General features: G+C 71.8%; 13 protein-coding genes. 10 read left to right on the top strand and 3 right to left on the bottom strand.

Features of this window, described 5'->3' with window-relative positions; all coding sequences use genetic code 11:
• The first annotated feature begins 14 nt into the window (after positions 1 to 14).
• From ACSP97_RS15125 to hutI, 3 genes are read left to right on the top strand one after another with little or no spacing between them, the layout of a single operon-like run.
• Positions 15 to 1,217, top strand: coding sequence for an allantoate amidohydrolase (locus ACSP97_RS15125; RefSeq protein WP_440558438.1), 1,203 nt, complete (start codon positions 15 to 17; stop codon positions 1,215 to 1,217).
• Positions 1,214 to 2,551 carry a formimidoylglutamate deiminase gene (locus tag ACSP97_RS15120; protein ID WP_355147631.1) on the top strand — a complete coding sequence of 446 codons (1,338 nt, stop codon included), beginning with the start codon at positions 1,214 to 1,216 and terminating at the stop codon, positions 2,549 to 2,551. The genes ACSP97_RS15125 and ACSP97_RS15120 overlap by 4 nt, the downstream gene beginning before the upstream one ends.
• Positions 2,552 to 2,571: 20 nt before the next feature.
• Positions 2,572 to 3,747, top strand: a complete 1,176-nt coding sequence (gene hutI, locus ACSP97_RS15115) for an imidazolonepropionase (RefSeq protein WP_355322347.1) — start codon at positions 2,572 to 2,574, stop codon at positions 3,745 to 3,747.
• Positions 3,748 to 3,852: 105 nt separating this feature from the next.
• Here the strand turns inward: hutI and ACSP97_RS15110 are convergent, their stop codons facing one another.
• On the bottom strand, positions 3,853 to 4,749 hold the full coding sequence (locus tag ACSP97_RS15110; protein WP_355147627.1) for an RNA polymerase sigma factor SigF: 897 nt from the start codon (positions 4,747 to 4,749) through the stop codon (positions 3,853 to 3,855).
• A 246-nt stretch (positions 4,750 to 4,995) separates the two neighbouring features.
• Here ACSP97_RS15110 and ACSP97_RS15105 point away from each other — a divergent pair, with 246 nt between their 5' ends.
• Positions 4,996 to 5,382, top strand: coding sequence for an STAS domain-containing protein (locus tag ACSP97_RS15105; protein WP_355147625.1), 387 nt, complete (start codon positions 4,996 to 4,998; stop codon positions 5,380 to 5,382).
• Between the two features lie 487 nt (positions 5,383 to 5,869).
• Positions 5,870 to 6,448: an ATP-binding protein gene (locus ACSP97_RS15100; RefSeq protein ID WP_355147623.1), complete on the top strand. Its 579-nt coding sequence runs from the start codon at positions 5,870 to 5,872 to the stop codon at positions 6,446 to 6,448.
• 320 nt (positions 6,449 to 6,768) lie between these two features.
• On the opposite strand, the gene ACSP97_RS15095 is transcribed toward ACSP97_RS15100, so the two are convergent.
• The gene (locus tag ACSP97_RS15095) at positions 6,769 to 8,274 is read right to left on the bottom strand and encodes a peptide MFS transporter (RefSeq protein ID WP_355147621.1); all 1,506 of its coding nucleotides are present in this window, start codon (positions 8,272 to 8,274) and stop codon (positions 6,769 to 6,771) included.
• Positions 8,275 to 8,773: 499 nt separating this feature from the next.
• Between ACSP97_RS15095 and ACSP97_RS15090 the strand changes: the two genes are divergently transcribed.
• Together ACSP97_RS15090 and ACSP97_RS15085 are read left to right on the top strand one after the other, a co-directional pair.
• The gene (locus tag ACSP97_RS15090) at positions 8,774 to 9,451 is read left to right on the top strand and encodes a response regulator transcription factor (protein ID WP_070023613.1); all 678 of its coding nucleotides are present in this window, start codon (positions 8,774 to 8,776) and stop codon (positions 9,449 to 9,451) included.
• 40 nt (positions 9,452 to 9,491) lie between these two features.
• Positions 9,492 to 10,766, top strand: a complete 1,275-nt coding sequence (locus tag ACSP97_RS15085) for an ATP-binding protein (protein ID WP_440557908.1) — start codon at positions 9,492 to 9,494, stop codon at positions 10,764 to 10,766.
• A 13-nt stretch (positions 10,767 to 10,779) separates the two neighbouring features.
• Here the strand turns inward: ACSP97_RS15085 and ACSP97_RS15080 are convergent, their stop codons facing one another.
• Complete coding sequence (locus ACSP97_RS15080; protein WP_355148173.1) at positions 10,780 to 11,286, bottom strand: GtrA family protein; 507 nt, start codon at positions 11,284 to 11,286, stop codon at positions 10,780 to 10,782.
• 228 nt (positions 11,287 to 11,514) lie between these two features.
• On the opposite strand from ACSP97_RS15080, the gene ACSP97_RS15075 reads away from it, so the two are divergent.
• Genes ACSP97_RS15075 through ACSP97_RS15065 form a run of 3 tightly spaced genes read left to right on the top strand, consistent with a single transcriptional unit; the run spans position 11,515 to position 14,374 of the window.
• A complete protein-coding gene (locus ACSP97_RS15075; protein WP_355147617.1) occupies positions 11,515 to 12,654 on the top strand; it encodes a 5-(carboxyamino)imidazole ribonucleotide synthase in 1,140 nt (379 codons plus the stop codon).
• The gene (purE, locus tag ACSP97_RS15070) at positions 12,651 to 13,190 is read left to right on the top strand and encodes a 5-(carboxyamino)imidazole ribonucleotide mutase (RefSeq protein ID WP_355147615.1); all 540 of its coding nucleotides are present in this window, start codon (positions 12,651 to 12,653) and stop codon (positions 13,188 to 13,190) included. Before ACSP97_RS15075 ends, purE begins: the two co-directional genes overlap by 4 nt.
• 5 nt (positions 13,191 to 13,195) lie before the next feature.
• On the top strand, positions 13,196 to 14,374 hold the full coding sequence (locus tag ACSP97_RS15065; protein ID WP_355523889.1) for a dipeptidase: 1,179 nt from the start codon (positions 13,196 to 13,198) through the stop codon (positions 14,372 to 14,374).
• Positions 14,375 to 14,378 lie beyond the last annotated feature (4 nt).

Here is a 14,378-nt window from a genome sequence, read left to right as displayed (position 1 = left end):
CCTCCTTCCACGAGATGTGGGCCGAACTGCTCCCCATCGGGCGCGACACCGGCTCCGGCGGATACCGGCGCCACGCCTGGACCGGGGCCGACGCCGACTGCCGGGCGTGGTTCAGGCAGCAGGCCGAGGACCGCGGCCTGGTCCACGAGGTGGACCGGAACGGCAACCAGTGGGCCTGGCTGGGGGACCCGGCCGCCGGGGACGCCGTGGTCACCGGGTCGCACCTGGACTCCGTGCCGGACGGAGGGGCCTTCGACGGGCCCCTCGGGGTCGTGTCCTCCTTCGCCGCCCTGGACGAACTGCTCGGCAGGGGAGCGCGGTTCACCCGGCCGCTCGCCATCGTCAACTTCGGTGACGAGGAGGGGGCCCGGTTCGGGCTGGCCTGCGTCGGATCGCGGCTGACCGCGGGCGCGCTGACGGTGGAGGACGCGCACCGGCTCACCGACGGGGACGGGATCACCCTGCCCCGGGCCATGGCGGCCGCCGGGTACGACCCCGAGGCCATCGGCCCGGACCCGGAACGCCTCGCCCGGATCGGCGCGTTCGTGGAACTGCACGTCGAACAGGGCCGCGCGCTCGACCTGTCCGGCGACCCGGTCGGCATCGCCAGCGCCATCTGGCCGCACGGCCGCTGGCGGTTCGACTTCCGGGGCGAGGCCAACCACGCGGGCACCACCCGGCTGGCCGACCGCCACGACCCGATGCTGTCGTACGCCGAGACCGTGCTCGCCGCCCGGCGCGAGGCGGAACTCGCCGGTGCCGTCGCCACCTTCGGCAAGATCGCGGTGGACCCCAACGGCGTCAACGCGATCCCCTCGCGGGTGCGCGGCTGGCTCGACTCCCGCGCCGCCGACCAGGAGACCCTGGACACGGTGGTCTCCGGCATCGAGAAGGCGGCCCGGGAGTACGCGGACGCGCACGGCGTGGACCTGGACGTCGTACGGGAGTCCTTCACGCCCGTCGTGGAGTTCGACCACGCGCTCCGTGACGAACTGGGCCGCATCCTGGGCCGGGACACCGGGCTGACCGTGCCCGTCCTCGGCACCGGCGCGGGACACGACGCCGGAATCCTCTCGGGGAGCATCCCCACCGCCATGCTGTTCGTGCGCAACCCCACCGGTGTCTCGCACTCCCCGGCCGAGTTCGCGGCCGAGGACGACTGCGTGGCCGGAGTGGGCGCGCTCGCCGACGTACTGGAAGGGCTGGCCTGCAGGTGACCAAGGCGACCTACTGGCTGGAACACGCCTGGCTCGGCGACCGTGTCGAGCCGGGGGTCCTGGTCGAGACCGACGGCGGGCGGATCGGTGCCGTGCGCACCGAGGTGCCCGCCCCGCCGCCCGGCGCCGAGGTGCTGCGCGGGCTCACCCTGCCGGGCCTGGCCAACGCGCACAGCCACGCCTTCCACCGGGCGCTGCGCGGCACCGTCCAGGTCGGCTCCGGCACCTTCTGGACCTGGCGCGAGGTGATGTACTCCGTCGCCGACCGGCTCACCCCGGAGCGCTACCACGCGCTCGCCCGCGCGGTGTACGCCGAGATGGCGCTGGCCGGCATCACCTGTGTCGGCGAGTTCCACTACGTGCACCACGCCCCCGGCGGCACCCCCTACGCCGACCCCAACGCCATGGGCGAGGCGCTGATCGCGGCCGCCGCCGAGGCCGGCATCCGGATCACCCTCCTCGACACCTGCTATCTCTCCGCGGGCTTCGGCGAGGCGCCCAACACGCACCAACTGCGGTTCTCCGACGGCACCGCGGAGGCCTGGGCGGAACGCTGTTCGGTTCTCAAGGAACGGGATCACGCTCGGATCGGGGCGGCGATCCACTCCGTGCGGGCCGTGCCCGCCGGCCAGCTGGCGACCGTGGCCCGCTGGGCGCAGGAGCGGCGGGCGCCGCTGCACGTGCACCTGTCGGAGCAGACCGCCGAGAACGACGCCTGCCTCGCCGCGCACGGCCGCACGCCCACCCGGCTGCTCGCCGACCACGGTGTCCTCGGGCCGCGCACCACCGGGGTGCACAACACGCACCTCACCGACGAGGACATCGCGCTGCTCGGCGGCTCGGCCACCGGCACCTGCATGTGCCCGACGACCGAGCGGGACCTGGCCGACGGCATCGGCCCGGCCGTCGCCCTGCAACGGGCCGGCTCCCCGCTCTCCCTCGGCTCCGACAGCCACGCCGTCATCGACCTGCTCGAAGAGGCGCGCGCGATGGAGCTGAACGAGCGGCTGCGCACCCGCACCCGAGGCCACTGGACGGCCGCCGCCCTGCTGCGGGCCGCCACCGCCGACGGCCACGCCGCCCTGGGCTGGGACGAGGCCGGCACCATCGCGCCGGGCGCGCTCGCCGACCTGACGACGATCGCCCTGGACTCGGTCAGAACAGCGGGCCCCGCGCCGCGGCTGGGCGCCGAGACGGCCGTATTCGCGGCGGGCGCGGCGGACGTACGGCATACGGTCGTGGGCGGCCGGCACGTCGTACGCGACGGGGCGCACACGCGCGTCCCGGATGTGCCGCAGGCCCTCGCGCGGGCGGTCGAGGCCCTCCGCTCCTGACACCCACCCACGAGGACACCATGAGCAGCAGCACCGTCATCACCAACATCGCCGCACTGGTCACCAACGACCCCTCCCTCGGTGACGACTCCCCTCTCGGTCTGATCCAGGACGCGGCCGTCGTCATCGACGGCGACCGCGTCGCGTGGACCGGTGAGTCAAGGAAAGCACCCGCCACCGACAACCGGGTCGACGCGGGCGGCAGGGCGGTGCTGCCCGGCTTCGTGGACTCCCACTCCCACCTCGTCTTCGCCGGGGACCGCACCCAGGAGTTCAACGCCCGGATGTCCGGCCGCTCCTACTCGGCGGGCGGCATCCGCACCACCGTCGCCGCCACCCGGGCCGCGAGCGACGCGGAGCTGGAGGCCAACCTCACCCACTACCTGGCCGAGGCGCTGCGCCAGGGCACCACCACCTTCGAGACCAAGTCCGGCTACGGCCTGACCGTCGAGGACGAGGCCCGCGCCCTGCGCCTCGCCGCGAGGCACACCGACGAGGTGACGTACCTCGGCGCGCACATCGTCTCCCCCGACTACGCCGACGACCCGGCGGCCTACGTCGCCCTGGTCACCGGCGAGATGCTGGACGCCTGCGCGCCGCACGCCCGCTGGATCGACGTCTTCTGCGAGAAGGGCGCCTTCGACGGCGACCAGGCCCGCGCGATCCTCACCGCGGGCAAGGCGAAGGGCCTGCACCCGCGCATCCACGCCAACCAGCTGTCCTACGGCCCCGGCGTCCAGCTGGCCGTCGAGCTGGACGCGGCCAGCGCCGACCACTGCACCCACCTCACCGACGCGGACGTCGACGCCCTGGCGAGCGGCGGCACGGTGGCCACGCTGCTGCCCGGCGCCGAGTTCTCCACCCGCGCCGCGTGGCCGGACGCCCGCCGGCTGCTGGACGCGGGGGTCACCGTCGCCCTGTCCACGGACTGCAACCCGGGCTCCTCCTTCACCTCCTCCGTGCCGTTCTGCATCGCCCTGGCGGTCCGTGACATGGGGATGACCCCGGACGAGGCGGTCTGGTCGGCCACGGCGGGCGGTGCCGCGGCCCTGCGCCGCACCGACGTCGGCCGCATCGCTCCCGGCGCCCGCGCCGATCTGACGCTCCTCGACGCGCCCAGCCACGTCCACCTCGCCTACCGGCCGGGCGTGCCGCTGGTCAGCGGGGTGTGGCGGGCCGGCGTCCGCGTGGTCTGAGCCCGCGGCCGGACCCCGGCCGCACCCGTGCACGCCGAAGCGGCCCGGTCGAGGAGACCGGGCCGCTTCGGCGTGTGTGCCGCTCGGGGAGCGAGGAGGGGGAGGTCACTCCTCCACCGTCAGCCCCTTGCGCAGCCGTACCAGCGTGCGGGACAGCAGCCGGGACACGTGCATCTGGGAGATGCCGAGCTCCTCGCCGATCTCCGACTGGGTCATGTTGGCCACGAAGCGCAGCGAGAGGATCTTGCGGTCGCGCGGGGGCAGCCCGGCGATCAGGGGCTTGAGGGACTCGATGTACTCGATGCCCTCGATCCCGTGGTCCTCGTAGCCGATGCGGTCCGCGAGCGCGCCCTCGGTCTCGTCCTCCTCGGGCTGGGCGTCCAGCGAGGAGGCGGTGTAGGCGTTCGAGGCCGCCATGCCCTCGACCACCTCCTCGTTGGAGATGCCGAGGCGCTCGGCCAGCTCCGCGACGGTCGGCGCGCGGTCCAGCTGCTGGGCCAGCTCGTCACCGGCCTTCGCGAGGTCCAGGCGCAGCTCCTGGAGCCTGCGCGGCACGCGCACGGACCACGAGGTGTCGCGGAAGAAGCGCTTGATCTCGCCGATGATGGTTGGCATCGCGAAGGTGGGGAACTCCACGCCGCGGGCGAGTTCGAAGCGGTCGATCGCCTTGATCAGGCCGATGGTGCCGACCTGGATGATGTCCTCCATCGGCTCGCTGCGGGAGCGGAACCGGGAGGCGGCGAACTTGACCAGTGCGAGGTTCAGTTCGACGAGCGTGTTGCGGACGTACGCGTACTCGTACGTCCCTTCCTCCAGCGTCTCCAGACGCTCGAAGAGGGTCTTGGACAGGGCCCGCGCGTCGACGGGGCCGACCTCGTCGTAAGGGGGGATCTCCGGGAGCCCCTCGAAGGGGTCGTGGAGATCGATGGGATGATCCAGTTGTTCCGGTGGGGGTGTCGACGTCGCGGTCGGGGTAGGCGAGGCGTCGAGCCGGGGTGACATGGGTGTCCTCCATCGTTCTCGGCATCAGGCTGCCGAAGCCGTTGCGTGCACTGCGGAGTGCGGCGCCTCCAAAGCCGGCGTGTAGGGGTAGGTGTCCTTACTAGCCCTATCGGCTTTACCGAAGCGATCGCAAGTGCGTTCTGTTTGTGTATGTCCGTTTATGTGAGGTTGTTCGGGTGTCGGAGTGCCCTGGGAAGGCGTAATGTTCGAGGGCATCAGCAGCCACGACCTCGGGAGAGAGACGGCATGGACCACGGGACGGTCGGCAGCGCACAGTCGGGCCGGCTTCTGGTGGAGGTGCGGGAAGAGGGCGCCAGCGCCGTTGTCACACCGGCGGGTGAGCTCGACCACCACACCGCCGATCTGCTGCGGGAGCCCCTCGACGACCTCCTCGGCAAGGGATTCTCACGGCTCGTTGTGGACTGCTCGCGCCTCGACTTCTGCGACTCCACGGGACTGAACGTCCTGCTCGGGGCCCGGCTCAAGGCGGAGGCCGCCGGCGGCGGGGTCCATCTGGCCGGGATGCAGCCCGTCGTCGCCCGCGTGTTCGAGATCACCGGGGCCGAGGCGGTCTTCACCGTCCACGACTCCGTGGCCGACGCGCTGGCGGGGGAGGACGGCGGCACCGACTGAGCCCGCGACCCCCGCGTGGCCCGGTGCGCCGTACGGCTGGTGACCATCCACTTCTCATGAGCCCCAGAGATCTCGCCGATCCCCCACAAGACGGTGGTGTTCCGGCGCCCGGGTCGGGCAGGAGAAATGCTGACGACCACCGGCCGCCGGGCCGCCGTCACCACACCGCGGGTGTGACGCACCCGTGGGTGTGCGACGGCCCCGATCGGGCAGGAACCTGCCCGGACGACCGCGAACCGACGGTCGTCCGGCGCGTGCGGGCGACGGCCCGTACGGCGGACGGACGGCGATCGGCGGATCGTCGGCCTGTCGCGGCCACCGCCGGGCACACGGGCGCGGAAGGTGGACCACGGGCGGACGGGACTGATGGGCGGATGACGGGACGTACGACCGGGCGCTGGTGCCGACGGCGGACGGACCGACCGGTACCGGGCGGTGCCGGAGACTTTTCAATCGTGAACTGGTGATTCGGTGAGGTGAAGCGCTGATGAGCACCACCCGGCCCTACTCGCCGGGCGACCGCGGCCCGGAGCCGAGCGGCGCTTCCGGGGCGTCCGAGGGGGACACGCCGGCCGGCGCGCCCTCCGTCATGGGCGCGACCGTGTCGTCCGTGCCGCCGTCCGGGGCCGACGCCGGCATCGCCGAGGCGTCGTCCGGACGGCAGATCCGCAGGCTGGAACTGCGGGGGGAGAGCGGTGTCGTGCCGCTCGCCCGCGACTTCACCCGGCAGGCGCTGTACGCCTGGGGCTGGCTGCCCGCCGCGGCCGCCGACCGGCGTGCCGCGGCCGAGGACGTCCTGCTCGTGGTCTCCGAACTCGTCACCAACGCCTGTCTGCACGCCGAGGGCCCCGACGAACTGGTCCTCACCTGCGACAACAAGGTGATCCGGCTGGAGGTCAGCGACGGCGGCACCGGCCAGCCGGCCCCGCGCAACCCGCACCGCGCCGGACGTCCCGGCGGCCACGGCATGTTCATCGTCCAGCGCCTGTGCCTGGACTGGGGCGTCCTGCGCACCCCCGGCAGGCCCGGCAAGACGGTGTGGGCGGAACTGGGCGCCCCGGCCTGAGCCGGGCCCGCCACGTCACCGACTCCTGACCCCACCCCACTCCTCCCTGTGACGCGTCGTCCTTCCGCGTGACTCCGGGCGCACCTCGCTCCGGGCCAGGGCACGACGAGCCCGAGCGCCGCCGTCGAACGGGCGGCGCCGAAGCGGCACGCTCCCGGTCTGCGGACCGCCCGCCGCCGTCCCGCCGACACCCGCGGCGCCCGCCCTGTGGCCGACCCCGGCGCGGCCGCGCCGGAGGACCCGCGGAAAGCGGAGAGGGCCGCCACACCCACCCGGGATGCGACGGCCCTCTCGGCCGAGGACATGGGAACCAGCGCGGACTAGCGCACGTCGCCCATCATCTTCTTCACCTTGCTGCGGTACATCCACACCGCCACACCGGCGACGACGGCCAGCACCGCCTCCAGGGCCACGAAGCCCTTCTTGTCGAGGTTGACCCCGCCGACCGCCGGGTTGGACAGCAGCGCGGTGACGGAGTCGCCCGCGGTGACCGCGAGGAACCAGACGCCCATCATCTGGGAGGCGTACTTCTTCGGCGCCATCTTCGTCGTCACGGACAGACCCACCGGCGACAGCGTCAGCTCACCGACGGTCTGCAGGAAGTAGATGCCGACCAGCCACAGCGCGGCGGCCTTGTGGCCGTCCTGCGCGATGGACAGCGGGGCGAGGAAGACGAAGAAGGACGCGCCGACCAGGACCAGGCCGGAGGAGAACTTCACGATCGTGCTCGGCTCCTTGCCGCGCCGGTTCAGCGCGAGCCAGAGCCAGGCGAAGACCGGCGCCAGGGCCATGATCATGACCGGGTTGACCGACTGGTACCAGGAGACCGGGAAGTTCCAGCCGAGGATCGTGTTCTTGGCCGAGTCGGACGCGAACAGCGACAGGGTCGAACCACCCTGGTCGTAGATCATCCAGAAGACCGCGGCGGCCACGAAGAACCAGATGTACGCCCGGACCTTCGTCCGCTCCTCGCCGTCGAGGTCCTTGTCCCGCAGGATCCGCGCGATGACCAGGATCGGCACGATCAGACCGATGAGGGTCAGCGGGATCAGCGCCCAGTTGAGGGTGAAGTGACCGGTGAAGCCGACGATGCCGTAGAAGACCGCGGCGATGACGAGCCAGATCAGGCCCTTGCGCAGGGTGGCGGACTTCTCCTGGGCCGTCATCGGCGTCGGGACGACCTTGCTCTGCTCGCTCAGGTGACGGCCGCCGAGCAGGTACTGGACCAGGCCCAGCGCCATGCCGAGCGCGGCCAGCGCGAAGCCGAGGTGCCAGTTGACGTTCTCACCGATGGTGCCGATGACCAGCGGTGCGACGAAGGCGCCCAGGTTGATGCCGATGTAGAAGAGGGTGAAACCACCGTCGCGGCGCCCGTCGTTCGGGCCGTCGTACAGGTGGCCGACCATGGTGGAGATGTTGGCCTTGAGCAGACCGGAACCGATGGCGACCAGCACCAGGCCGACGTAGAAGCTCGCGGCGGCCGGCACGGCCAGGCACAGATGGCCCAGCATGATGATCAGACCGGCGACCGCGACCGTCTTGCGGGGGCCGAGGAGCCGGTCGGCGACCCAGCCGCCGGGCAGCGCGAGCAGGTACACGAGCGACAGGTAGACGGCGTAGATCGCCGTCGCCGTGCCCGCACTCAGGTGCAGGCCACCCGGAGCCACCAGGTACAGCGGGAGCAGGGCCCTCATGCCGTAGTAGGAGAAGCGCTCCCACATCTCGGTCATGAAGAGGGTGGCCAGGCCGCGGGGGTGGCCGAAGAAGGTCTTCTCGGTGCCGGGGGTGCCCGGGTGGACCGAGTCCTTCGTCAGGCTGGACGCCATGGTCGTTCCTTGCTGGTCGGGACGCGCGGTGGAGCGTTGCGCGCCCGGTGGGGGGTGTCGGCCGGCACCGGCAGGGTCGGCCGCCCGCCCCCAACGCCCGAGGGGAGTCCACACCGGATCACGGAGTGGTGGACGGCGACCACCGGGATCCACGCTCCGTGACGCGACGGTGCGTTCGGAGCCCGGCCAGAGGTCATTCCTTTCAAGGCCGGTCGGTGTCCGACCGGCCCGCACACAACAAAGACCTTCAGCGACAAGCCCGCCGAAGGTCTCCGGATGTACTACAGGCGTTCACGTCACTCTACGTCAGGACACTGCCGGATATGGAAGGACTTGAGACGCGGATCACAGGTGTCGGTGGAACCACGCGACCGATTTCGAAGGTCCCTTCTACGATCGCATCCCACAGGTGATGGTCCGTACCACCGGACACCCCAGGTAAGAATCCCTGGAACCGATCACACCCCAGCACCGTACGCGGGCGGTCTACCATCACCTCATGACCCGTGTACTGCTCGCCGAGGACGACGCGTCCATCTCGGAGCCGCTGGCCCGCGCCCTGCGCCGGGAAGGTTACGAGGTCGAGGTGCGCGAGGACGGACCCACCGCGCTCGACGCCGGAATGCAGGGCGGTGTCGACCTGGTCGTACTGGACCTGGGCCTGCCCGGCATGGACGGCCTGGAGGTCGCCCGCCGGCTGCGCTCCGACGGCCACACCGTGCCGATCCTCATCCTGACCGCGCGGGCCGACGAGGTGGACACCGTCGTCGGCCTGGACGCGGGCGCCGACGACTACGTCACCAAGCCCTTCCGGCTCGCCGAACTGCTCGCCCGCGTACGGGCGCTGCTGCGGCGCGGTGCCGCCGAGCCGCAGCAGCCGCCGGCCACGCACGGCGTGCGCATCGACGTCGAGTCCCACCGCGCGTGGATGGGCGACGAGGAACTCCAGCTCACCGCCAAGGAGTTCGACCTGCTGCGGGTCCTGGTGCGGGACGCCGGCCGGGTGGTCACGCGCGACCAGCTGATGCGCGAGGTCTGGGACACCACCTGGTGGTCGTCCACCAAGACCCTCGACATGCACATCTCCTGGCTGCGCAAGAAGCTCGGCGACGACGCGGCCAACCCCCGCTACATCGCCACCGTCCGAGGCGTGGGCTTCCGCTTCGAGAAGAGCTGAGCCCCGCACCGGGGCCGGCGGTCACTCCAGGTAACGGAACATGCGTCGACGTCTCATCCAGTCCACCCTCGCCGTCGTCCTCGTGGTGATCGCCGTCTTCGGCGTCTCCCTGGTGATCGTCGAGAGCCGCACGATCAGCAACAGCGCCCAGGAGCGGGTGGAGTCCGAGGCGGTGCGGCTGGCCAGCATCGTGGACAGCCGGATACTGGCCGAGGAGCACGTCGACACCGACGCGCTGCGCAACCCGGTCAGCAAGGACCAGTACGCGGTGATCCGCGTGCCCGGCCGGCCGCCGATCGAGATCGGCACCCGGCCGGTGGGCGACGTCATCCACGCCACGCAGCGCGGCGAGGAGGGCGAGACGGTCACCGTGCAGGAGCCGCGCTCCGCGGTGACCCGCGAGGTCGGCCGCACCCTGCTGATCATCGGCCTGGTGGCGCTGCTCGCGGTGGTCGCCGCCGTCCTGCTCGCGGTACGGCAGGCCAACCGGCTCGCCTCCCCGCTGACCGACCTCGCCGAGACCGCCGAGCGGCTGGGCTCGGGCGACCCGCGCCCGCGGCACAAGCGGTACGGCGTGCCCGAGCTGGACCGGGTCGCCGATGTGCTGGACTCCTCCGCCGAGCGGATCGCCCGCATGCTGACCGCCGAGCGGCGGCTGGCCGCCGACGCCTCCCACCAGCTGCGCACCCCGCTCACCGCGCTGTCGATGCGGCTGGAGGAGATCACCCTCACCGACGACCCGGACATCGTGAAGGAGGAGGCGAACGTCGCGCTCACGCAGGTCGAGCGGCTGACCGACGTGGTCGAGCGGCTGCTGACGAACTCCCGCGACCCGCGCACCGGCTCCGCCGTCACCTTCGACCTGGACGAGGTCATCCAGCAGCAGCTCGCCGAGTGGCGGCCCGCCTACCGCGGCGGGGGCCGGGCCATCGTCTCCTCCGGCAAGCGGCACCTCCAGGCCGTGGGCACCCCGGGCGCGGTCGCCCAGGTGCTGGCCGCGCTGATCGAGAACTCGCTGATGCACGGTGGCGGCACCGTCGCCCTGCGGACCCGGGTCACCGGCAACCAGGCCGTGGTCGAGGTGACGGACGAGGGGCCCGGGGTGCCGGCCGACCTGGGGGCGCGGATCTTCGAGCGGACCATCAGCGGCCGCAACTCCACGGGCATCGGCCTCGCCGTCGCCCGCGACCTCGCCGAGGCCGACGGCGGCCGGCTGGAGCTGCTCCAGTCCCAGCCCCCGGTCTTCGGCCTGTTCCTGTCCCGCACGCCCCCGGCGCACCGGCCGGACGACGAGGACTACCCGACCGTCCGCTGAGCCGCGCGAGCGGCTACGGGACCCGCTGGGTCTTCGGCTCGGGCCCGGCGGGCGTCCGGCGGGACTCGGCCGCCAGGATCGACTCCGCCTCCTTGGCGGGCAGCGCGCGGAACACCCAGGTGCGGTACGACCAGAACCGGAACAGGGTGGCGATGCCGATGCCGAGGAACTTGAAGACGTTGCTCTCCAGCGGGGTGTCCCAGTGGAGGCCGTAGGTGGCCAGGAAGAGCACGCCGTTCTCGATCACCAGACCGATCGCGCTGAAGAACAGGAAGAGCGTGAGCTCCTTGGTCCGGCCGCTGCGGTCACGGTCCCGGTACGTCCAGTAGCGGAAGCCGACGTAGTTGAACGCGATGGCGACCACGGTCGCGATGATGCTGGCGCGCACCACCGGAAGGTCGGACACATGCCGGACCAGGTTGAAAACACCCAGATTGACCAGGACTCCGGCGCCGCCGACGGCGCCGAACTTGGCCACCTCGCCCACGAGCCGTTGCAGCCCCGAGGAACGCTGTTCCATGGCGTTGCAGCTCCCGTCGGTAGGTTTCGTCAACCCCGCCATGCTAACGGGGCAAACGGCCCAACGCCTGAGGACGAGGCCAGCGCGGGGAAACAGGTCGGAAAGAGACCGGAAAGCGGTGGGTAAGAGCCCGGAACGGACCGGGGACGGACCGCTAAGGGGCCGGGAACGGAGCGAGTGCGGAGGGACGGGATCCGGCCGCCTTGCCGTGGCCGATACCCTGTAGGTGTGACGTTCCCGGTAGTCGGCATGGTCGGCGGGGGGCAGCTCGCGCGTATGACGCACGAAGCGGGCATCCCGTTGGGCATCAGGTTCAAGCTCCTCAGTGACACTCCCCAGGATTCCGCGGCGCAGGTCGTGAGCGATGTCGTCATAGGCGACTACCGCGATCTCGACACGCTGCGCGAGTTCGCGCGCGGATGCGACGTGATCACCTTCGATCACGAACACGTACCCACCGAGCACCTCAGGGCCCTGGAGGCGGACGGCATCCCCGTGCGCCCGGGGCCCGACGCGCTGGTGCACGCCCAGGACAAGGGCGTGATGCGGGCGCGGCTCGACGCGATCGGCATCCCGTGCCCACGGCACCGGATCGTCGCCGATCCCGAGGACGTGGTGCGGTTCGCGGGCGAGGGCGACGGCTTCCCCGTCGTCCTGAAGACCGTCCGCGGCGGCTACGACGGCAAGGGCGTCTGGGTGGTGGAGACGCCCGAGGAGGCCGCGGAGCCGTTCCGGGCGGGCGTCCCGGTCCTCGCCGAGGAGAAGGTCGACTACGTGCGCGAGCTCGCCGCCAACGTCGTCCGCTCCCCGCACGGCCAGGCCGTCGCCTACCCGGTGGTGGAGTCCCGGCAGGTGAACGGGGTGTGCGACACCGTGATCGCCCCGGCCCCCGACCTGGACGAGGAGCTCGCCCTCAAGGCCGAGCAGATGGCCCTCACCATCGCCAAGGAACTGGGCGTCGTCGGACACCTCGCCGTCGAGCTGTTCCAGACCCGCGACGGCCGCATCCTCGTCAACGAACTGGCGATGCGCCCGCACAACTCCGGCCACTGGACTCAGGACGGCGCGATCACCTCGCAGTTCGCCAACCACGTCCGCGCCGTCCTCGACCTGCCGCTCGGCGACCCGCGCCCGCGCACCCCGTGGACGGTCATGGTCAACGTGCTGGGCGGCGACTTCCCGGACATGTACTCGGCGTACTTGCACTGCATGGCCCGCGACCCCAAGCTCAAGATCCACATGTACGGCAAGGACGTGAAGCCCGGCCGCAAGGTCGGACACGTCAACACCTACGGCGACGACCTGGACGACGTGCTGGAGCGCGCCCGTCACGCAGCCGGCTACCTGAGAGGCACCATCACCGAATGAGCCCTGCCCTCCCGTCATCCCCTCTGGTCGGCATCGTCATGGGGTCGGACTCCGACTGGCCCGTCATGGAGGCCGCCGCCAAGGCCCTGGACGAGTTCGAGATCGCGTACGAGGTCGACGTCGTCTCGGCGCACCGGATGCCCCGCGAGATGATCGCGTACGGCGAGCAGGCAGCCGACCGCGGGCTCAAGGCGATCATCGCCGGGGCCGGGGGCGCCGCCCATCTGCCGGGCATGCTGGCCTCGGTCACCCCGCTGCCGGTCATCGGCGTGCCGGTGCCGCTGAAGTACCTCGACGGCATGGACTCCCTGCTGTCGATCGTGCAGATGCCGGCCGGCGTCCCGGTCGCCACGGTCTCCGTGGCCGGTGCCCGCAACGCCGGGCTGCTCGCGGCCCGGATGCTCGCCGCGCACGACGAGGATCTGCTGCACCGCATGCGCGACTTCCAGCACGACCTCAACGAGCAGGCCACCGAGAAGGGCAAGCGGCTGCGCGCCAAGGTCGAGGGCGCCGGCGGCTTCGGGTTCGGGAAGTGAGCGGCGTGACGAACCTGGACGAGGCCCGTGCCCTGCTGCGCGAGTTCCCGGTGGTCGACGGGCACAACGACCTGCCGTGGGCGCTGCGCGAGAAGTCGGGGTACGACCTGGACCGGCTCGACATCGCCGGGCACCAGCACGAGCACCTGCACACCGACATCCCCCGGCTGCGCGCGGGCGGTGTCGGTGCCCAGTACTGGTCGGTCTACGTCCCGGCCGAGCACCCGGACCCGGTCGCCGCGACGCTGGAACAGATCGACTGCGTACGGCAGTTGCTGGACCGCTACCAGGCGGACCTGGCGCCCGCGCTGACCGCCGCCGACATGGAGGCGGCGCGCGCCGAGGGCCGTATCGCCTCCCTGATGGGCGCCGAGGGCGGCCACTCCATCGCCAACTCCCTGGGCACGCTGCGCGGTCTGCACGCGCTCGGCGTGCGCTACATGACCCTCACCCACAACTCCAATGTGGACTGGGCGGATTCGGCGACCGACACGCCGAAGGCGGACGGCCTGACCGCGTTCGGCCGCGAGGTCGTGCGCGAGATGAACCGGATCGGCATGCTCGTCGACCTCTCGCACGTGGCGGCCTCGACCATGCGCGACGCGCTGGACACGACCTCCGCGCCGGTGATCTTCTCGCACTCCTCCGCCCGCGCGGTCTGCGACCACCCCCGCAACATCCCGGACGACGTGCTGGAGCGGCTGCCCGCCAACGGCGGCATGGCGATGGTGACGTTCGTGCCGAAGTTCGTGCTCCAGGCGGCCGTGGACTGGACGGCCGCGGCCGACGAGAACATGCGCGCCCACGGCCTGCACCACCTGGACACCACCGCCGAGGCGATGAGGATCCACCGCGCCTTCGAGGAGCGCACCCCGCGCCCCGTCGCCACGGTGTCGGTGGTCGCCGACCACCTGGACCACATGCGCGAGGTCGCCGGCATCGACCACCTCGGCATCGGCGGCGACTACGACGGCACCGCCTTCACCCCGGACGGCCTCGACGACGTCTCCGGCTACCCGAACCTCCTCGCGGAGCTGCTGGAGCGCGGCTGGTCCAGGGCGGACCTGGCCAAGCTCACCTGGCAGAACGCGGTGCGGGTGCTGGGCGCGGCGGAGGACGTGGCCCGCGACCTCCAGTCGCGGCGCGGCCCGTCCCACGCCACCATCGAGTCGCTCGACGGCTGACGCG

The sequence above is a fragment of the Streptomyces sp. SCPE 10 genome, from assembly GCF_051980735.1.
In the GTDB taxonomy this organism is placed as follows: Bacteria; Actinomycetota; Actinomycetes; order Streptomycetales; family Streptomycetaceae; genus Streptomyces; species Streptomyces misionensis.
Note: the sequence above shows the minus strand (reverse complement) of the source record. Positions and strands in the feature narration are given on the sequence as shown.